Annotated in this window: 16 protein-coding genes; 13 read left to right on the forward strand and 3 right to left on the reverse strand. The window is 47.6% G+C overall.

Annotation, left to right across the window (positions count from 1 at the left end; genetic code table 11):
- Nucleotides 1–89: 89 nt before the first annotated feature.
- Both H70357_RS10385 and H70357_RS10390 read left to right on the forward strand, forming a co-directional pair.
- Nucleotides 90–749, forward strand: a complete 660-nt coding sequence (locus H70357_RS10385) for a class I SAM-dependent methyltransferase (RefSeq protein ID WP_038588757.1) — start codon at nucleotides 90–92, stop codon at nucleotides 747–749.
- 76 nt (nucleotides 750–825) lie between these two features.
- A complete protein-coding gene (locus H70357_RS10390; protein ID WP_038588760.1) occupies nucleotides 826–1854 on the forward strand; it encodes a CapA family protein in 1029 nt (342 codons plus the stop codon).
- An 88-nt stretch (nucleotides 1855–1942) separates the two neighbouring features.
- Here the strand turns inward: H70357_RS10390 and H70357_RS10395 are convergent, their stop codons facing one another.
- On the reverse strand, nucleotides 1943–2779 hold the full coding sequence (locus H70357_RS10395) for a carbohydrate ABC transporter permease (protein ID WP_038588763.1): 837 nt from the start codon (nucleotides 2777–2779) through the stop codon (nucleotides 1943–1945).
- Nucleotides 2779–3669: a carbohydrate ABC transporter permease gene (locus tag H70357_RS10400; protein ID WP_038588766.1), complete on the reverse strand. Its 891-nt coding sequence runs from the start codon at nucleotides 3667–3669 to the stop codon at nucleotides 2779–2781. The genes H70357_RS10395 and H70357_RS10400 overlap by 1 nt, the downstream gene beginning before the upstream one ends.
- Nucleotides 3670–4032: 363 nt before the next feature.
- Between H70357_RS10400 and H70357_RS10405 the strand changes: the two genes are divergently transcribed.
- The 9 genes from H70357_RS10405 (at nucleotide 4033) to H70357_RS10445 (ending at nucleotide 16592) form a co-directional block, all read left to right on the forward strand.
- Complete coding sequence (locus H70357_RS10405; protein ID WP_231578403.1) at nucleotides 4033–5781, forward strand: sensor histidine kinase; 1749 nt, start codon at nucleotides 4033–4035, stop codon at nucleotides 5779–5781.
- Nucleotides 5774–7420, forward strand: coding sequence for a response regulator transcription factor (locus H70357_RS10410; RefSeq protein WP_038588772.1), 1647 nt, complete (start codon nucleotides 5774–5776; stop codon nucleotides 7418–7420). The genes H70357_RS10405 and H70357_RS10410 overlap by 8 nt, the downstream gene beginning before the upstream one ends.
- Before the next feature lie 124 nt (nucleotides 7421–7544).
- Nucleotides 7545–8873 carry an ABC transporter substrate-binding protein gene (locus H70357_RS10415; RefSeq protein WP_038588775.1) on the forward strand — a complete coding sequence of 443 codons (1329 nt, stop codon included), beginning with the start codon at nucleotides 7545–7547 and terminating at the stop codon, nucleotides 8871–8873.
- A 336-nt stretch (nucleotides 8874–9209) separates the two neighbouring features.
- Entirely contained in the window at nucleotides 9210–11306 is a 2097-nt protein-coding gene (locus H70357_RS10420; protein ID WP_038588778.1) for a glycoside hydrolase family 36 protein, read from the forward strand.
- A 166-nt stretch (nucleotides 11307–11472) separates the two neighbouring features.
- The gene (locus tag H70357_RS10425) at nucleotides 11473–12120 is read left to right on the forward strand and encodes a DUF6033 family protein (protein WP_038588781.1); all 648 of its coding nucleotides are present in this window, start codon (nucleotides 11473–11475) and stop codon (nucleotides 12118–12120) included.
- Between the two features lie 369 nt (nucleotides 12121–12489).
- Nucleotides 12490–12747, forward strand: a complete 258-nt coding sequence (locus H70357_RS10430) for an AbrB/MazE/SpoVT family DNA-binding domain-containing protein (RefSeq protein WP_038588784.1) — start codon at nucleotides 12490–12492, stop codon at nucleotides 12745–12747.
- Nucleotides 12748–12953: 206 nt separating this feature from the next.
- Nucleotides 12954–13625: an HAD family hydrolase gene (locus H70357_RS10435; RefSeq protein WP_379147431.1), complete on the forward strand. Its 672-nt coding sequence runs from the start codon at nucleotides 12954–12956 to the stop codon at nucleotides 13623–13625.
- 310 nt (nucleotides 13626–13935) lie between these two features.
- Nucleotides 13936–14655 carry a glycosyltransferase family 2 protein gene (locus H70357_RS10440; RefSeq protein ID WP_038588790.1) on the forward strand — a complete coding sequence of 240 codons (720 nt, stop codon included), beginning with the start codon at nucleotides 13936–13938 and terminating at the stop codon, nucleotides 14653–14655.
- A 71-nt stretch (nucleotides 14656–14726) separates the two neighbouring features.
- Nucleotides 14727–16592, forward strand: a complete 1866-nt coding sequence (locus tag H70357_RS10445) for an LTA synthase family protein (RefSeq protein WP_038588793.1) — start codon at nucleotides 14727–14729, stop codon at nucleotides 16590–16592.
- Nucleotides 16593–16647: 55 nt separating this feature from the next.
- On the opposite strand, the gene H70357_RS10450 is transcribed toward H70357_RS10445, so the two are convergent.
- A complete protein-coding gene (locus H70357_RS10450) occupies nucleotides 16648–17115 on the reverse strand; it encodes a MarR family winged helix-turn-helix transcriptional regulator (RefSeq protein ID WP_063848035.1) in 468 nt (155 codons plus the stop codon).
- A 192-nt stretch (nucleotides 17116–17307) separates the two neighbouring features.
- Here H70357_RS10450 and H70357_RS10455 point away from each other — a divergent pair, with 192 nt between their 5' ends.
- Both H70357_RS10455 and H70357_RS10460 read left to right on the forward strand, forming a co-directional pair.
- The gene (locus tag H70357_RS10455) at nucleotides 17308–18429 is read left to right on the forward strand and encodes a GBS Bsp-like repeat-containing protein (protein ID WP_052091961.1); all 1122 of its coding nucleotides are present in this window, start codon (nucleotides 17308–17310) and stop codon (nucleotides 18427–18429) included.
- Between the two features lie 27 nt (nucleotides 18430–18456).
- A complete protein-coding gene (locus tag H70357_RS10460; RefSeq protein WP_038588795.1) occupies nucleotides 18457–20502 on the forward strand; it encodes an RHS repeat domain-containing protein in 2046 nt (681 codons plus the stop codon).
- The last annotated feature ends 11 nt before the right edge of the window (nucleotides 20503–20513 follow it).

Raw genomic sequence — 20513 nt, forward strand, 5'->3', positions numbered from 1 at the left:
TTCTACGTACTGATGTGAGGGCGTGGCATGAAACTGGGAATCTTGAATATACTCTCACTACCGAAATTCCCTTAAAAGGAGTCCTGGCCATGCCGACACATCCGTATGTCTCCCGTTTTTTTGTAAATTCCGATGCACGCCGTGAGAAGCTGATTTACGATCTGCCGGAATCCTGGTGGAGCCGCCCTTATGAATACGAGTGGTGTACAAACTTTATTTCGCCCCATGATGTGGTGCTGGATGCCGCTTGCGGCATTTCCCATCCGCTGAAGTTCTATCTCGCCGGATTCAGCGACGAGGTCTATGCCTGTGATCTTGATGCCCGTATCCTGTCAAGGGAAGCGATCCTCCAGAACATTGCCGATGATATCGGAGCCGAAGCGGCGCGGCAGGCAGGGGCGAGACGGACAACAAGTCTTCATCTGGCCCAGGCCGATCTCACCAAGCTGCCGTATGCCGATGAGAGCTTTGATACGATTTTTTGCATCTCGGTACTGGAGCATCTGTCGCTGGAGGATTCTGTGCGTGCGGTGCAGGAGTTCCACAGAACGCTGAACGGAGAGGGCCTGCTGGTACTGACCTTTGATTATCCTACAGTCAATCTGCCGCTGATGAACGACGTGCTGCTGCAGTCCGGATTCCAGTATTGGGGGGAGACGGATTTCAATCTTCCTGAGGATGCTGTGCGAACGGATTTGTGGGGCGGACTGAATTGTTTCAGAGCTGTGCTCAAAAAAGCGCAAAACTAGCAGGACTTTATACCCTTCTTTTAAGAATCTGCTTTCAGTATAGTAGAACAATATCTTATAAAAAGGGGCTAGAGTATTGAAAAGATTGGCAATCATTACAGTTATATTGTGCCTGCTTGTTCCCTCGTCTGCTGTATTTAGCAAAGGGGCAGCGGGGCAGGAGAACATCACACTTGCTTTTGCCGGAGATATTCTGCTGGACGGTTTTGTGGGCGAGCAGATTGCAAAATACGGGGTTCATTTTCCATTCACCAAAGTGGCGCCGGTCCTGCAGAAAGCGGATCTTGCGTTTGCGAATCTGGAGACGCCGGTATCGGTTAGAGGGAAGGCGGCCGAGAAGACCTTTGCCTTCCGCTCCAAGCCGGAAACACTGGGTGGACTCAGCTATGCGGGAATTGATGGCGTGACCGTGGCCAACAATCATATCCTCGATTACGGGCAGAATGCCATGCTGGATACGTTGGTGCATCTGGACCGGCACAAGATTGGCCATACGGGTGCAGGCAACAATATTGAAGAAGCCTTCAAACCGTATATTAAGACTGTCAAAGGTAAAAGCATAGCTGTGCTGGGCACAAGCCGCGTGTTATCCGGCACCTCCTGGTATGCCGGGAAAAACAATCCCGGAGCTGCTTCAGCCTACACTGCGGAGCCGCTGATGGGTGCGATTAAGAAGTCGGCTAAGGACAACGATTATACCATTGTGTATATCCATTGGAACCAGGAGTTCAAGGACTATCCGGAGGACTACGCCCGGACGCTGGCCAAGCAAATGATCGACTGCGGCGCGGATATTATCCTTGGCGCGCACAGCCACAACCTGATGGGGATCGAATATTACAAGCACAAGCCGATCTACTATTCGCTGGGTAATTTTGTGTTCAACCGTTCTACGCGCGGCGGAGAGAAGACCCTGCATTCGATGCTGGTCAACTTTACAATCAGCGATAGCGGCGTAACCGGCAAAATTACGCCGGTTAAGATTATGGGCGGACAGCCGAATTTTATGGGCAACGCCTATAATCAGGAGACCATCAAGCGAATGAACAAGCTGTCGTTTAATGCTGTCGTAGCGGCAGACGGTACAGTTACAGAGGATCTCTGACCTCAATAATATAAAGAGCATGTGATCGAGCCAAATGGCTAATCACATGCTCTTTTTTTGTCATATGAGGTTTAACACTGTATTGAAATCAGCCCTTCACTGCCCCGGCGACAACGCCTTTAACAATATACTTCTGCAGGAAGATGAATACGACGATGGACGGCAGTACAGCCATTACCATGGCCGTCATCGCATATTGCCAGTCCGAAGTGTATTGGCCCACGAATGTATAAGCCGCCAGTGTAAGTGTCTTCGTATCCGGCGAGCCGTTGACCATAAGCAGCGGAAGCAGGAAGTCATTCCAGATCCACATGACGTCGATGATGACGATGGTTGTCGTTACCGATTTCAGCAGCGGGAAGATTACACTGAAGAACAGGCGGAAGCCGGAAGCCCCGTCGATCGTGGCGCTTTCATCGATTTCCAGCGGAATGCCTTTGACGAAGCCGTGATAGATGAATACGGCCAGCGGAGCTCCGAAGCCCCAATACAGCAGACCCAGTCCCCAAGTGCTTTCGGACAGGTTCAGGTTCTTGGCAGTCTGCAGTACGGTCAGCATGATCGACTGGAACGGAATGAGCATCGGCATGATGCAGAGGAAGTAGATCACTCCGCTCCATCTGGATTTCGTCCGTGCAAGCTTATAAGCCGCAATCGACGAAATGAACACGATTCCCAGCAGGCCGACGCCGGTAATAATGAAATTGTTCAGGAACAATCTTGGATAATTGATGAACTCCCATACATAGGAGTAGTTGCTGAAGGTCAACTTCTTCGGCAGGGCGATAACGTCAGTCATGACCTCACTGAAGCTTTTTAGAGAGTTGATTACGGTCAGGAACAGCGGATACAAGAACAAAAGAGATAGGAGGACCAGAACAACTTCCAGAATGATCTTGCCCGCTTTGCTGTTGTTTGTTTTCATTATGCCTCAACCTCTCTTCTCTTGAAGAACGTAAGCTGGATGATCGTCACGACAAGCACAGCCAGGAAGAGGATGAGCGCTTTTGCCGTACCATATCCGTACAGATTGTTCTGGAAGGTATCCCGGTAAATATCATAAGCGATACTGTAGGTAGTTCCGCCAGGGCCGCCGCCGGTCAGTGACAGGATAACGTCGAACACCTTGATCGAGTTGGTCAGGGCCATGAATACCGAAATGGTGATAGATGGAGCGAGCAGCGGCAGGGTGATGCTGAAGAATCTTCTCAGCGGTCCGGCACCGTCCACGGTGGCTGCTTCCTTCAGGTCTTCAGGTACAGATTGCAGACCGGCAATATAGATGACGAGATAGAAGCCGACTGATTGCCATATGGAGACTCCTAAGATCGAGATGAAGGCCAGTCCCGGCGTCCCTAGCCAGCTTAGGCCGAATATGCCCCAGCCTGTACTTTCTCCGAGGGAGTTGAAGCCTTGCATGAAGATGAATTTCCAGATGAAGCCGACGATAACAAGACTGAGGATATAAGGGATAAAGAAAGCCGCTCTCAGCCAGGAAGTCGTCTTCAGCTTCATGTCCAGAAGCACGGCCAGCAGGATGGCCAGCACGTTAACAAGTATGATGTAGAGCACCGCATATTTGATGGTGAACCACGCCGAATCGGAGAAGTTGGTATCTCCCGTGAAGATCTGCTTGAAGTTATCCAGTCCGACAAATTTGGGATGTTTGGAAATCCCGTTCCATTTGGTCATCGAATAACGGATGGTCATGGCAAAAGGAATGTAGAATGCTACAGCGATACAGATCAGAACAGGAAGCGTGAAAATTCCGAATTCTATTTTCTCACGCCATTTTCTGCCGAGTGTTTTTAACATGGAAGCACCTCTTCTTGTATTTATAGGGTGGGAGTAATGTGCCTGGCTTGCCACACATAACCATTCCGGTTAGTCTATATTGTGTATTATAGAGCAGACCCCTATACTCAAAAATGGATTTAAGAGTACAGTTAGGGGTAAAAAGGTGAACTGAAAAGAACACCAAAAAGATGCTGAAGCTGGAGAAAAGGGTCCTGGCATTTTGCAGAGGCAACCATTTCCGGTATTGAACCCTGCAAGCAAAGGAGGCCGCCGCACATCATTAGATCAATTCTGCATAAGCTGTTTGAGCCTTTACTGGAGCGGATTTCACGCCGTCTGGCGAATAAGCTGATTCTGCTGTTCACGACCATTATTATCCTGGTGGTTACTTTGCTGACGTTCATTTCCTATGGAATGCTGCGCAAGGAATCAGTGAACAGCAGAATAACGAGCACAAGCAACAACCTGCTGCTGGTCGGCCGTAATCTGGAGAGTTACCTTGACGGGATCGAGCAGCTGTCCCTGCCGCAAATCTCCTATGATGAGATTACTTACGCCATCATGCATGAATCGGAGGATTATGCTTCCAAGATGTATGTGGAGGATTACCTGAAGAACCTCTATTTTTCACGCAATGACCTGGAGGCCATAACCCTCTATGTGATCAAAGAGCAGAAGTATTATTATGTCACCAAAGAGAACTATAATATTACAATCCGGGTCGCCCAGCACCCCCCGATTGAGAATCTCACCTGGTATAAGCGTGCGCTGGCAAGCCCGTTTAACCGTTCTTATCAATCCTTTGTGCAGGACACTTTGGAACAGGATGACTATCCTATCAATACCGACAAAAGCTTCATGGGCTACCACAGGCTGCTCCGTTCGATCGTGTCCAGAGAACCGCAGGCGGTATTGTCCTTGTACTTCAACTCCAGCGTCACCGCTGAGATCATGAAGGATATTCCGTTCAGCAGCGGAGAGCATTTGATGTATGTCAGCCCGGATAATGAGGCGTTTGTGGTGGATGACCGTGAATTTTATGCCAAAAGTGAAGCGGCAGGCCTGCTGGACCAGCTGACACCAGCCCAAGGCGGAAGACTTACGTGGTCGGCTGATGAACAAAAATATCTGGTGATCTATGACATTAATAAAAAAGAGGGCTGGAAGCTGATTAAGCCGATTCCCTACAAAGAAATTTACGAAGCGGCGACAACGACACGTAAATTAAACTACTTCATTGGCCTGCTGTTTCTGATCGTCTCGGTGATCCTTGTCAGCTTCATCTCCAACAGGATCACAAATCCGCTGAAAAATCTGTCGCTGCAAATGAAGCGGTTCAGCACCGGCAGCTTTGATGCAGAGGCACAGGTGGAGGGCAACGATGAGATCGCGTATCTGTCGCGCCATTTCAATAAGATGGTGGAGAAAACCAATGAACTGATCAATGAACGCTATAAAATGAAAATCGTCGAGAAAAATGCGGTGCTCAAAGCGCTGGAGGCGGAGATTAACCCGCATTTCTTATATAATGCCCTGCAGGCGATTTCTACGAAGGCATTGAAGAACAACAATGACGATATCGTCGAGATGGTTGATAATCTGGCTTTGACGTTGCGTTACTGCATCAGCGGCCGTGATGTTGTTGCGGCCAGGGAAGAGCTGAGGCATATTGAACGCTATTTGGCGCTGCAGAAGGCCCGTTTCGGGAGCCGGATGCAGATCGTCTACGATTGGGACGAGACCTTGCTGGAGCTGAGTATTCCCAAGCTGTCCATTCAGACGCTGGTGGAGAACTGCATCAAGCATGCGCTGGAGAGGGTATCCTCTACAGTCACGATCAGGATTGAGGCGCGGATTACTCCAACCTATAATGTGATTTCTGTATTGGATGACGGGCCTGGCATTAGCGGGGAACGGCTTGCGGAAGTGCTAAGCTCGCTGCAGATCCAGTGGGAGGAATTTGGAGGAGACCTGTCCGATGACGGGAATGAAAGCATCGGACTGAAAAATTTGAATACACGGCTGAAGCTCTTATATGGAGAAGAAGCGGGTCTGGCGATCAGCAGTAATGAGCACGGAACGGCAATGGAAATGCAATTACCGCGGGGAGGTCTGGGACAACATGTATAAAGTACTGATCATAGATGATGAAGAGCCGCTGCGCGAAGCCATCAACATTCTGGGGGACTGGAAGGGACTAGGGGTAGATCAGGTGCTGGAGGCAACGGACGGCAACGTTGGACTGGCCATGCTGCGGCAGCACAAAATAGATATCGCGCTTGTCGATATGAAGATGCCGGAGCTGAACGGCAGCCAGCTGCTGCAAATCGCCGAACATGAATTTCCGGATCTGCTGCTCATTGTTATCAGTGGCTACAATGATTTCGAATATACCCGGCAGGCTATCCGTTCCAAGGTTGTCGACTATTTGCTGAAGCCGGTTAACCGGAATGATCTGAACAGTGCGCTGCGCAAGGCCGTCGATCTGCTGGAGGCGAAACGCAAGAAAGAAAGCGAATTTATCAGCCGGAACATCACGCTGAACATGTCCATTCCGAAGCTGAAGGAGAAGATGTATCTCTCGATTATCGAGCGCAGCTTCAAGAACCAGTCCAATGAAGCCTTTTTGCCGCTGATCGGTGCAGATACACCCGGCAATTTTTTTGCTGTCGGGATTGTCCGGCTGCTTAATCTGGAGCAGGTCCGCAAGGGTAGATTTCATGAGGACCGGGATCTGATGCATTTTGCCGTAACGAATGTCATTAATGAGAACAGCGGCGGGGATTTTGAAGCGTTCAGCTTCGTCAGCCCCCGGGCAGAGCGTGAATTTATCGCTATCTTTACCATGAAGGGCGGTTACGGGCAGGATGCGGCCTTTTTGTCCCTGCATCATATGAAAAAGGCTGCTTCGACTTTGAAGGAGCTGTTCGGAATTGCCTGTGCAGGAGGCATTGGAGAGCCTTATAGCGATTGTATGGATATCGCACAGTCGTATGACACCGCCAAAGCGTCGCTGGACGCCATTGATCTGCTGAATCTAAAGAGCGGCATTGTTGCTGCCGGTGCAGGTACCAAACCTCCAGTTAAGGACAGCCCTTCGCTGACTGCCCGGATGCCGCTTATCCGCAATATTCTGGAGAGCGGTAATGTGAATCATGCCAAAAGCATTCTCGGCGAATTCACCGGACAATGGCAGACTTCCGGGCATTTCAGCCTCGGTGCAGCTGACCGGACGATTCAGGAGTTCATTATTCTGCTGAACGATATCGCCAAGGAACTGAATGCGGTTCCTGAGCGGCTGCGCGGCGGCAAAGACAAGGGATTGCGCGGGCTGGGGATCGCCGGTGATTTTGCCTCCTTTGAGCAGTTTGAAGATGTGCTGAATCATATTCTGGATGTCTATACCGGTGAAATCGGCAGATCTCTTGCCGGTAACCGCGGCAATGTGCTGGAAAATATTAAAGCATACATTGATAACCATTATTTCGAGAATATTAAAATATCGATGTTCACGGATAAGTATTTCCTGAGCAGAGAATACTTGATGAAGCTGTTCAAGGCCCAATACAGTTACGGCATTCATGAGTATGTACAAAAGGTAAGAATGGACAAGGCCAAGGACCTGCTGTCTGATCCTGCCCTCAAAATCCAGGATATCTCCGAGATGCTGGGCTATAAGGACAAAAACTATTTCAGCAAGGCGTTCCGCAATTATTACGACTGTTCACCTTCTGAATTCAGGCTTCTTTTGCCCGGGGTAGAAAAGTGAAACGGTTACATTAGCCCACTTTTTTACCCTCATAAGTTCACTTATGTACATTCTTATCCTTTTTCTTTTTATTTAGAATAGCAACAAGACCACACAAGATGCATAAGAAAAAGGGGGCAACATCATGTTAAAACGATTTATGGGACTATCTGCAAGTCTGCTGCTCGTCGGCGGTCTGCTGGCCGGTTGCGGCGGGAACAACAATAATGCCGCTACTAATAATACGGCTGGTACAAACGGGACGGATAATGCTGCCGCAACTGATTCTTCCAAGCCCGTAACGATTAATATGTTTACCGCATCTCCAGAGTACACCGATGCGTTCAATGCCTACATCGCAGAATACAAAAAGGTTAAACCGAACGTTACCATCAACCTGGAAATTATGCAGGCTGACTACAATACGGTACTTAAATCGAAAATTGCTGCCGGCAGCACTCCTGACGTGTTCCAGACGACAGCCGGTGGAGATATTGATACCTTTGCTGAATACAGTGCCGATCTTACGAATGAGCCGCTTGCGGCAGCGATGACCGATGCGGTCCGCTCCAATATGAGCTCTACCGACGGCAAGGTGCTGGGACTTCCGGTGAAAGGCAACCTGTTCGTACTGATGTACAACAAAAAGCTGCTGTCTGATGCCGGCATTACAGAAATTCCAAAGACAACCGCCCAGCTGGATGATGCGATCACCAAGCTGGAGGCAAAAGGCATTACACCGTTCGCCAATGCCTACAAAGAGTGGTGGGTATGGAAGCATATCTTCCAACACTTTGTGGATGCGGCTGCAATCGATGCTGGAACGGACGCTAAAACGCTTGTAGCGGATTTCATCGCCGGCAAGACGACCATCAAGGATCATCCGGTGCTGTACAATAACTTCTTCAATTTCATTGACACTACAGTTAAACACGGTACAGACAAGCCGCTTGAACGCGACAGCAATGCTGAAGTCAGCGACTTCGCCCTTGGCAAAACCGCATTCATGACCGGTAAAGGCGCATGGGATGAAGAAGCGATTAAGAAAATCACACCTGACTTTGACCTTGGTATCGCCGGCTATCCTGTCAGCGACAAAGCTGAGCAGTCCCAGATCATTACCGGTGCTGACCAGGCGCTGCGCATCAACAAGGATTCTGCTGTAGTTAAGGAAACAACTGAGTTCTTCAACTGGCTGTATACTTCTGAGTACGGCAAAAACTGGTTCTCCACTGTGGCTAAGGTAATCCCGCCAATCAAGGATGCTCCAATGCCTGACCTGCAAATGCCTAAGGAAATGGAAGAAATCCTGAAGACGGAGAAATCCGGCGACCTGTCGGTCAACTACTCTCTGGATACCTTCCACCAGAAATTCGGTGAACTGATGCAGGCTTACATCGGCGGCAGCAAGACTAAGGATCAAGCGATCAACGAAATTCAGAAAGCCTGGATCCAATTCGGATCGGCTCAATAAAACATTTCGATGTGGGACGGTCTCGAAGGTAAGATTCATTTACCGGGGGGCCGTCCCTTTATTGTTGGCGGGAGGCGGTGAATGCCGTAACTGCGGTGAATGTTTGGATTTCCGGCCGCTGTTATGTTTGGATTTCCTGATTTAAACTGCTGGTCGCAGTAGAAATCCAAACATAAAGGCGGACGCTTCCGCTCCTCCAATTCCAAAATTCCCCTCCGTTACTCTTTCACCGCTGGGAGTTTATTTTGTAGTTGTAGAGCGCGAATAGTTACGAATACAAAAACAGCCCTTATAATCAGGAGAGACACCAACATATGGCAGGAGGCTAAATTAAATATGGACAGCAAGATCATTGAAATCGCCGAAAATGGACTTTATCTTACGATTGAAATTACAGCGGAGCAGGATGTCCGGCTGCTGCACTTCGGAGCGTCACCTTTGGAAGCCGGGGCTATCGCCGACAAGAATAAACCGGGCTTCCGGCTGCTGGAGCTGCAATTGTCGGGTGAAGACCGCGCCGAATATCACGGGCGCACCCACCGGGCCTCCTATCCGGGGCTCCGGATGGTATATGCCGGGCACAGCGATACGGTGAATGCGCTGGGACGCAAGCTGGAGCTGACCTTGGCCGATCACATTACGGGAATTCAGGCGGTACAGCATTTTCAGTTCTATAAGGGCGTGCAGATTGTACGCAGCTGGACAGCGCTGAAGAATGCCGGGGAAGCCGAGGCGGCAGTGGAATACATCTCCTCATTTGCTCTTACAGGTGTAGACAAGGAGGGAAGCGGAGACCGCAACGACAAGATCGAGGTAACCCTCGCGCATAGCGGGTGGCAGAGTGAGCTGCAGTGGCGGACCTATCGGCTGCCTGAGCTGGGGATGTCCCATCTGGCCGACCGCGGCTCGAAACGGATTGCCGCAAGCAATACTGGCTCCTGGTCGGCGGCAGAATTGCTTCCCATGGCTGTGCTGCACAACAAGGAGAGCGGGACAAGCCTGTTCTGGCAGATTGAGCATAACGGCTCCTGGCATTGGGAGCTGACGGATCAGTATGATCAGCTTACACTGCTGGCCAGCGGGCCTACAGAGCATGACAATCACTGGTGGTTGAAGCTGGCCCCGGGTGAGGAGTTCACCTCGGTGCCTGTAGCTGTGGGTGCTGTACAGGGAGGATTCCAGGGTGCAGCGGAACAGCTTACGGCGTACCGCCGGATTATCCGCAGACCTAATGAGGATAATGAGCTGCTGCGGATTATTTTTAACGACTATATGAACTGCCTGTGGGGAAGCCCGACGACGGAGAAGCTGCTGCCCTTAATCGATGCCGCCGCCGATGTCGGCTGTGAATATTTCTGCATCGATGCCGGATGGTATGCGCCTGGAGAGTGGTGGGATGGCGTAGGACAGTGGGAGCCTTCCAATGAGCGGTTCCCGGAAGGGATTAAATATGTGCTGGACTATATCCGCAGCAAAGGAATGATTCCCGGGCTATGGCTGGAGCTGGAGGTTATGGGCATCAACAGTCCGAAGCTGGTGGAGACCGATGACAGCTGGTTTTTCATGCGGCATGGCAAACGGGTCAAGGACCGCAGCCGCTACCAGCTCGATTACCGCAGCCCGAAAGTGATTGAACATGCAAACGGTGTTATTGCCCGTCTGGTTGAGCAATACGGCGTAGGATACATTAAGATGGATTACAACATCAATGCGGGCATCGGAACAGAAACGGCTGCGGACAGCTTCGGCGACGGGCTGCTGCAGCATAACCGGGCCTATCTGGCCTGGCTGGACAGCATCTTTGTACGTTATCTAAATCTTGTGATCGAGAACTGTTCCAGCGGCGGCATGCGTATGGATTATGCGATGCTCAGCCGGCACAGTATCCAGTCGACCAGCGACCAGGAGGATTATGTACAGTACGCTTCCATAGCCGCAGGCTCGCCGGCGGCACTGACACCGGAGCAGTCCGCGGTCTGGTCGTATCCGCTGCGTGAGGGCGATGATGAGGAAGTCATCTTCAATATGGTCAATGCGCTGCTGCTGCGTGTGCACCAGAGCGGACATTTGGCGGAGCTAGAGCCCCGCCGCAGAAAACTGGTGAAGGAAGCTTTGGATTATTACAAAACCATCCGCAGTGATATCCCGCATGCCACGCCTTTCTGGCCGCTCGGCTTGCCGGATAGCGGGGGCGAATGGGTTAGCCTCGGGCTGCGGCGCGGGGAACGCAGGTACGTCGCGGTATGGCGGATTGCCGGAGAAGCCGGGAATGTCCAATTGCCGATAGAAGAGCTGAAGGGGCTTGAACCAGCCATCGCCTGTGCCTATCCGCAGCAGCATGACTTGGCCTGGAATTGGGATAAATCAGCAGGAGTACTGACGGTGGCCCTCCCACCGGGAAAAACAGCGAGATTGTTTGAGATTACTTCGTAAAGTTCGTAAAGCTTGCAGCCAGGGCCGGCTCCCCCTCAACCTGATTCTTGGGGAGCGGGTGCTGGTTCTTTTTTTGTACATATTGAGGAAAGTCTAAAATACAAATTCCGGAAGCCGATATACTAAATGGATGCTTCGGAAAAAAGAATAAAGGAGTTGGTTTAATTTGTTGAATGTAGCTCCACTCAGCAGCCTTAATCGTGCGGGGGCAACAATAGCAAGCCAGAAAAGTCAGAATTCAGGGATTTCTTTTCAAGATGCATTATCGACAACGAATTCGGAAGCAGTTTTGACGGAATTGGAAAATAAATTCGGCATTAAGATCAATGTGCAAGCTATACCCAAGACCGAAGAAGCAGTAAAGAGTGTGTATTCCCATAGTGTTGGCAAAGGAAATGTTACGATCGCTCCCAATATACTGAATCAGTCGGCAACAGATCCACAATTGCAAAAAAAAGTAAAAGATATCATACAGGACCATTTTGCGTCCAGCGCTAATGATAAACCGGGTGATGCCAGCGGGGTAATTATACATCCGGATGGAACAGCTACGTTTTGGGTTATTGGTGATTATTTGACACCTGCCGAGCGGGAAAAGATTCAGAAAGAAGTAGAGGCAGACCAAAAGAAGAAGGCCGAGCAGTTGGACTTGTTGAGTAAATTAAACAGCAGCACGCTCCTCTCACAATTCGGGTCATTTACAGAGACCTCCAGTAGTGGTGAAGAAGCAAATAACGTGTATATAAATAGTGTGCGTCAAGCCAGTCTGGATTCAATGCTGCGGAAAAAGGATCTGTTTCATTTAAATGATTAATACCTTCTTGGATCATGATTACCGCCTAGGTCAACGCGTTTATGACCATTTAGGCGGTTTTTTGCTATGCCATTTGAATCTTCATTCTGCCAGTCCCCCTAATTTAACATTTTTCCATAAAAAACTATCAATGGTAGCCGTTTTCGGCTATTATAATGTATAAACTTCGAATATTTTGTCGAATCAACTCTAATTTATAACGAATAATTTGTCGATAAATATCAAAAGTTGTAGAAATAAAATTGACAGGAAAGAAATAGCACTTTAAAATGCAGATATAGCGTAATCATTACTACTATTTTAGAAGCTATGATAGCTTTTAACACAAAAATGATTATATAAAGTGTTTATATCAAGGGAGGATGCATAATGATGAAAGCAACAGGTATTGTAAGAAAAGTAGATGAACTGGGACGTATCGTGATTCCGATTGAGCTTCGCAGAACAATGGGAATTGACATAAAAGACCCACTGGAGATCTTTGTTGATGGTGAAAAAATCATTCTCAGAAAATATGAGCCTACCTGCATTTTCTCCGGAAGTGCGGAAAACCTGATTAACTTCAAAGGTAAAATGGTAAGCAAAGATGTTCTTGATGAATTGATTTCGAGTTTTGACCATATCTAATTTCTTTTCCTAACCTTACAGATTCCAATGACAGCGGGGGACCGGTGGCAGACACGTTGCAGTGTCCGCCACCGGTCCCCTTTTGTTAATCTCGACTCCATAGACAATACACGCTGCTTTCCTATATCATAAAGGAATGTAACTTAGAGCTGCATGCGCAGAGCAGAGATCACTCGCAAAACAATTTGGAAGGGATGAGTCACCTGATGCTAAAGAAACCGGAAGCAATTGTATTTGATATGGATGGAACGTTGTTCCAGACGGAAACCCTGTTATTGCCTGCTTACCATAAAATGTTCGATATCCTGCGGGAAGAAGGGCTGCATACCGGGCCGACTCCGCCGGAGGAACTTATTCTTGGCAGTCTTGGCATGCTGCTGGAGCAAATTTGGAAGAATGTAATGCCGGATGCCGATGAAGCTGTACACCGCCGGGCGGATGAGCTGCTGCTGCAGATGGAGGTTGAGGGATTGGAAGCAGGCGGCACTCTACTCTATCCAATGGTTAAGGAGACCCTTGCCGCACTTCATGAACGTGGAGTCAAGCTGTTTGTGGCCAGCAACGGGTTGGAGGATTACATCCACAGCATCGTTGTTGTGCATGAGCTGAAGGATTTGTTCGAGGGCTTGTACAGTGCTGGTGGACAAGGCACTGCGACCAAAACCGAGCTGCTGCGCATTCTTCTGGACAATCACGGAATCAGCAGTGCGTGGATGGTTGGGGACCGTTCCTCCGATGTGGAGGCCGGCAAAGGAAACGGACAGACCGTAATCGGCTGTGCCTATGCAGGCTTCGGACGTCAGGATGAGCTGAAGGGCTCAGACGTTATTATTACTTCTTTCGATGAATTAATCGGATTGTACGACCGGGCCGAGTAACGGTTAGAAGCAGGATGCGCCATTCCTGGTACATCTGCAATTCAAGCCTGCCTACAAACACCCCTTGCTCCGCGGTGCTGCGGACAAGGGGCGTTATTTTTTTACTCTGGAAAAGATTAAGTTCTTCGGCGGTTTGCCGGACAAAATGTCTGGAAAAATAGGTTGATAACCTATCTATTTTGTGATTTAATGCAGTAGTACTGTTAAATCTTTTGGATCGGACCGGAACGCACTAACCTGCGTTTTTTTACTGTCCTGTAACCCTTCGGGTGCGGCGTGAATATATTAATTGGTACTGAGGTGAATCTGTTTGGTTAGATTGTCTGTGGTCGTACCGATTTATAATGAAGAAGGCAATATCCGGGAGCTTCACCAGAGCATAACGGATGCGGTGCAAGAAAAGGTGGACAGCTATGAAATTGTGCTAGTCGACGATGGCAGCAAGGATCGGACCGCCTTGATTCTGGATGAGATTGCACGGTCTGACAAGTCGGTGAAGGTCATTCATTTCGAGAAACATTGCGGGCAGACGGCTGCTGTCTGGGCGGGCATAAGGCAGTCCAGGGGAGAACTGGTCGCGCTCATGGATGCCGATCTGCAAAGCGACCCGCGCGATATATTCAGGCTGATGCCCTTTATCGGCAGAGTGGATTTTGTGAACGGCAAACGGGAGAACCGGAAGGATACTTTTTTGAAAAGGATATCCTCATGGATCGGCAACGGAGTAAGAAATTGGCTTACGGGCGAAAGGATCCAGGATTCTGTATCTCCCTTAAAACTTATGAGGCGGGAAGTGGCGGACAGCTTCTTTTTATACAATGGCATGCACCGTTTTTTGCCTACACTGGCTAAAATGAACGGATTTACAGTCATCGAGGTTACAGTAACGCATCAGGAGCGAAAACACGGACATTCCAAATATGGTGTGCTCAGTCCGGCGATTACAGGGTTCGTAGACGCTGTTGTTATCGGTTGGCTGAAAAAAAGGGTCATCCGGTACCGCATCAGATCTATCCCTAATCCGGATTAACGAGAAGCTTTCTGAAATCGGGAGGAGGTGCGGCGGCTGGCCAAGTTTTTAAAGAAAGGGATAGAGTCATTATGAACAAATTCAATATTAAAAATAAATTATACAAGCCTATAGTATTATTCAGCTTAGTTTTGCTTATAAAGAGTGCAGTTGCCTGGTTTGTCGTCTTTAACGACGGTCCCAACTGGAGTATGGTGTTAACGGAAATCCCCTTTTTCATTATTGTGTTCAGTCTGATTGAATGGCTGGCCTCGAAGCGGAAGATATTGTACTACATGATCGCCAATCTGCTGATTACGGTTATTTATTTTTCCGTTCTGATGTATTACAAGTATTACGGTGTGATCGCTACATATCATGCTTTGCAGCAAGCGGATAAAGTCACTAAGGTAGGAGAGAGCACGTATTCTCTGATCGCCCCCTATTACCTGTTTATCTTTGTGGATATTATTTTCTTCCTCTTCTTTATGTTCCGTCCCAAATATATTGCCAAATGGAAGGAACGAGGTTTGAAGCGCATGAACCGGGCAGTTCTGCTGGTCATCACGGCCGTTTCCATCGGACTCTGCTTCTTTAGCATCTGGCCTAATCATGCGAGCATGAATGAGATTAAAAAAGCGGAGAGTATGGGGATTCTTAATTACGAGCTGTATACCCTGTTTGCGGATACCACCGAGGACGAGGAGCTTATTGACAGCAAGGAGATTACCCAGCAGGCGGTCAATGAGGTGAAAGGAATCCAGGAGCCGGCAACAGCGCAATTTTATGGGGCTGATAAAGGCAAAAACCTCATTGTGGTGCAAATGGAGTCGTTCCAGAGCTTCCTGCTCGGACTGACCATTGACGGCCAGGAGATCACTCCCAATCTTAATAAGCTGGTACAAGAAAACACGTATTTCAATAATTTTTATACGAATGCGGGCCAAGGGACAACTTCGGATGCGGAGTTTGTGGTGAACACCTCTTTCTACGTTCCCAAGAATGAGCCGGCTACCTCTTCGGCGTATATGGAGAAATCTGTACCGAGTTTGCCGAAGCTGCTAGCCTCGAATGGCTATGACACGGCAACCTTCCACACCAATAGTGTGGATTTCTGGAACCGCAAGGAGTTATACAAAGCGGTAGGCTTTGACACCTATTATGACCAGGCCTTTTTTGGCGACGATGACCATATTGCCTTTGGCGCATCGGATGAAGTGCTGTTTGCCAAAACAGTGCCGCAGCTCTCCCAGATGGATGCCGGGGATAAGCCGTTTTATGCGATGGTGATTTCGATGACTGCCCATCATCCCTACCATATGCCGGAAGATAAATATAAGATGGAGTTGCCGGAGCGCTTCGAGGGAACGCTGCTGGGCAATTATATTCGCGCCCAGAATTACGCGGATTATGCGATGGGGCAATTCCTTGAGGAACTGAAGACAAGCGGCCTGTGGGATGACAGCCTTGTCGTCTTCTATGGCGACCACCAGGGACTGCCGATGTACACGCTTGGCAGCGATGAGAAGGAACTGATCAATGGACTGGTCGGCCATGAATATGGCTACACCGATATGTTCAACATTCCGTTCATCGTCCATTCGCCGAGTGCTAAACTGCCTGCGGTAATGGATCACACGGGCGGCCAAGTCGACATCTTGCCGACGGTGGCCAATCTGCTGGGAGTGTCGGTTCAGAATCAGCTGCATTTTGGTGAAGATCTGTTTAATCAGCAGACCAACCTGCTGCCGGTCAGACATTTCCTGCCGACAGGCTCCTTCATTAACGACAAGAGCATTTATGTAACAGGAGATGCCTACGCGGACGGTACCAACTACAGTCAGCTGGATAACTCCAGTCTTGAGGGCGGATCTACAGAAGCGCAATTTGATGCTGTACAGCGTCTGTTGCATCTGTCCAACAGCTATATTTTACAGCTGCCGGACCTGGAACAATAATCAAAAGCACAAAGTATAGGTTGTCAACCTACGCTTTGTGCTTTTTTTGTACACTCTAGTAGCCATCCGGCTGATTCTGTATTTGTTCAAAATAGGCATGTACCCTGTTCAGGAGTTCAATTAAAGTTTCACTTTGCTCCTGGCCCAAATAATCGACCATGCCTTTAAACATCTCCCGGATCTTGGCGACGGCTTTATCTGCAAGCAGCTCGCCTTTTTCCGTCAATACAATGCTGCTGATTCTCCGGTCCTGTGAGTCGCTGGTGCGCACAACAAAACCTTGTGACAGCAGGCTGTTCACCATCTGTGTAATCGTAGGGGAAGTTACCTTAAGCAGCTTGCTGATCTCGGAGACAGTCAGTACCTGCTTGTCCGCTTTTGTATTGCGGAGCCTGATCGTGATCAGCACCCGTATTTCACTGGGCTTTAGCCCAAACATCGTTAGCTTCTGCCAATTCATCTTGGAGAACTGCTGAAAAGCCCCCAATAATTCATCCACATGTTCATACCTGTCTTCTTTCACTAATACACCTCATAAGCTTATTTACCTATTATTATAGCCCAGATTTAATCACTTTAGGAGTCAATAAATATACTCAGAATTTATAGCAAGGTTCGACAATTTCCGTATAAATGATTTGCTATAATAAATCGATTCTAGGAATTGCAATCTAATATTTTTATCAATAAATAACAGAAATTTGGAGGGACGTTCTTGAAGAAATCAATGATAGTGACCCTGCTAGCCAGTGTCTTTTTAACTTTTTTTATCTTTAATTCTCAGACTTCAGCGGCTGCGGTATTAGAAGGTGTTGATTCCAATTATATAATCAAAGATATGAACGGCACGTCACAGCGGCAGAAGATCAATATTTACAATCAGAGTCGGCTTGAGATGGAGATTCTTCCGGATAATTCAATGATTCAGTATACCTATGATGCGAATGGCAACCTTCTTAAGCGAAGTAAGGCCACACCCGCAGAACCGTATATCTTCAGCACTTCAGTAGTCTCCTATGATATTTACCTGAAAGGAGTTCCTGACAGTGTTAAAACCGTACGTTTTCCGACATGGACGGATTACAATCAGCAAGATGATCTCGAATGGATTGATGGTGTAAAGGTTGCTCCAAATCTCTGGAGAGGTACGGTCGTTCTGTCCAAACATGGGATGGAAACTGGCGCATATGTAACTCATGTTTATGCGGATAACAAAGCTGTAGCGGGTGTAACGACTCAAATTAAGAATACTCAAACAGTCAGAGCTCCTCAAACGGTCGGATTAGATGCTGAATACTATGAGGTAGTTATAGAAGGCGTGTCCAGAACTATACAAGAAGTGAAATTCCCTACATGGACAGAAAAGAATGACCAGGATGATATTGAGCGGCCCTATGTGATCGGTGAGCGGATAGGCAATACAACGTGGAAGATACGGATACCCTTCAGTAAGCACAATTATGAAGCAGGTAACTATTTCACACATATCTATGCCCATGACAAGTATGGCAATTCAAACTATATCGGAGGAACGTCAGTTGCTGTTAAGGGAGGTGTAGGTGTATCAGGACCGAAAACAGCCAATATCTCGGCCGGTTCATACGATGTTTTGATATACGGACTAGACCCTAATATAAAACGTGTTCAGTTCCCTACATGGACTTCTAATAAAGAGCAGGATGATCTTGAGTGGATTGAAGGTGTGAAGGTTGCCCCTGGAGTCTGGAAAGCCACAGTATTCTTTCAAAGACATAACTCTGAGGTGGGAAGCTATATCACGCATATCTATGCTGATAATAAATATGTTGGGGCTTTAGTTTGTAATGTTAACCGGTAGCTGAGGTACAAATAGCAGAGATAACGAATGCCAAGCAGTAAAAAGAATGAAGTTGGAAAAGTGGAGAGGATGATTGGAGTCAGAATGAAAACCAATAAAATTACTAGCTATGCACTGCCATTTTTAATGATTATTGTTGTATTCAGCCTTCTTCAGAACAAGGCTTTTGCTGCAGAGAATGTAGTGGCTCCTAAAGAATCATTTGAAAGTGGTACTTTTAACGGAACCAGCTATCTCCCTGTGAATGGGACAATTACCAGTGATGCACAAAAGATAGTTAGTGGAAAGTATTCCGCCTATTTGAGTTCTCAAGCATCAGAGGAGTGGAAGGAATTTTCCTATACAGATCAAAGCAAAATTAAATTCGAAAAAAACACAACCTACTCGGTGACTTTTTCCTACAAATCATTGGATATGCAGCCGCTGGATGCGAACCGTTTTTTTTATTTCCTTGCTCGCAGTACTGACAACCTGGAAGACAAGCAGTTTACAACCTGGAATGATGCAAGTGGGGGAAACGGCATAAGAACGATGACGTTCACAACCGGAAATAAAGCAAACTATTACTTAATTTGGGGAATCCACGCAGGGGGTGCCCTTTCTATTGATGATATAACAATCGTGAAGAAAATTTCCGCACAGAGCGAATCTTTTGAAAAGGGTTCATTTGATCAGACTAATTTCCTTGCCGGATCCGGTGTTATTACGAGTGACCCTGCAAAAATAGTTAACGGTCAATATTCAGCTTATCTCTCTTCATTAAACACAGAGGATTGGAAAGCATTTTCCTATACGGATACGAACAAAGTGAAGTTTGAAAAAAATACGACCTACAAAGTTACATTTTCCTATAAAACTATCGATATGGTGCCAACCGGAAGTGATCGCCGTTTTTATTTTTTAGCCAGAAGTACGGATAATACAGATGATAAAGGCTGGACGGCCTGGAGTGACGCTAGTGGGAACAGGGGAAGAAAGTCGATAACATTCACAACGGGAAACAAAGAGAATTACTATTTGATCTGGGGAATATTTAAAGGCGGCGCCCTGTCCATTGACGATATAGAAATCACAAAAGTGAATGAATCCTTCGAGAGTGGTTCGTTTACCAATACTAATTTCAATGCAGGCTCTGGAGTCATTACTAATGAATCGTCCAAAGTGGTTACTGGACAATATTCAGCTTACCTTAAATCACTGGCGACCGAACCAACAAAGGAATTTGTAAATACAGATCTTAATAAGTATAAATTCGAACCTAATACGACTTATTCAGTAACTTTCTCCTATAAATCAGCTGACATGGATTCTTCGAACGCCAACCGGTATTTCTATTTCCTGGCCCGAAGTTCAGACAAGCTAGAAGAGAAAGGAATGACTACCTGGCAGAACCCTAGTGGCAGTAAGGGCAGCAAAACCGTTACATTCACGACAGGGAGCAAGGATAATTACTATCTGGTTTGGGGCATCCGTCAAGGTGGCGCTCTTTCGCTGGATGATATAGAAATCTCTAAAGTAAGCGAATCTTTTGAAGGTGGCTCATATAGCGGGACTGGCTTTTCACCCGTATCCGGAATGATTACCAATGAATCCTCAAAAACCGTCAGCGGTTCATATTCTGCCTATTTAAGCTCCACAGCTTCCCAGCAGTGGGCGAATTTCGCAAGTACAGATTTGGATCAAGTGAAGTTTCAGAGCAATACGACTTATTCAGTGACCTTTTCTTATAAATCTATTGATATGGATTCAACCAATGCTAACCGCTATTTTTACTTCTCAGCACGTGGTCTAGATGATATTGAAACCAAAGGCTGGACTACATGGAATAGTGCCTCGGGAACAAAAGGAGTAGAAACAGTCAGCTTTACTACCGGGAATCAAGAAAACTACTATTTGTTCTGGGGAATTTATGGTGGAGGCGCTCTCTCCATAGATGACATTATTATTAAGCAAGCGACAACTTATCTATACGATGATAATGGAAGGCTGATGCAGATCAAACAACCCAACAATAAGATTACTTACTATAACTATGACTCAAATGGCAATCTGAAGGGGACTCGAACGGAATAGTGCTACTATGC

The organism is Paenibacillus sp. FSL H7-0357 (assembly GCF_000758525.1).
In the GTDB taxonomy this organism is placed as follows: Bacteria; Bacillota; Bacilli; order Paenibacillales; family Paenibacillaceae; genus Paenibacillus_AQ.

Coding starts and splice junctions, on each gene's coding strand:
- H70357_RS10385 (WP_038588757.1), top strand. CDS start 90: ATGCCGACACATCCGTATGTCTCCCGTTTTTTTGTAAATTCCGATGCA.
- H70357_RS10395 (WP_038588763.1), bottom strand. CDS start 2,779: ATGAAAACAAACAACAGCAAAGCGGGCAAGATCATTCTGGAAGTTGTT.
- H70357_RS10400 (WP_038588766.1), bottom strand. CDS start 3,669: ATGTTAAAAACACTCGGCAGAAAATGGCGTGAGAAAATAGAATTCGGA.
- H70357_RS10410 (WP_038588772.1), top strand. CDS start 5,774: ATGTATAAAGTACTGATCATAGATGATGAAGAGCCGCTGCGCGAAGCC.
- H70357_RS10415 (WP_038588775.1), top strand. CDS start 7,545: ATGTTAAAACGATTTATGGGACTATCTGCAAGTCTGCTGCTCGTCGGC.
- H70357_RS10420 (WP_038588778.1), top strand. CDS start 9,210: ATGGACAGCAAGATCATTGAAATCGCCGAAAATGGACTTTATCTTACG.
- H70357_RS10430 (WP_038588784.1), top strand. CDS start 12,490: ATGATGAAAGCAACAGGTATTGTAAGAAAAGTAGATGAACTGGGACGT.
- H70357_RS10435 (WP_379147431.1), top strand. CDS start 12,954: ATGCTAAAGAAACCGGAAGCAATTGTATTTGATATGGATGGAACGTTG.
- H70357_RS10445 (WP_038588793.1), top strand. CDS start 14,727: ATGAACAAATTCAATATTAAAAATAAATTATACAAGCCTATAGTATTA.
- H70357_RS10460 (WP_038588795.1), top strand. CDS start 18,457: ATGCCAAGCAGTAAAAAGAATGAAGTTGGAAAAGTGGAGAGGATGATT.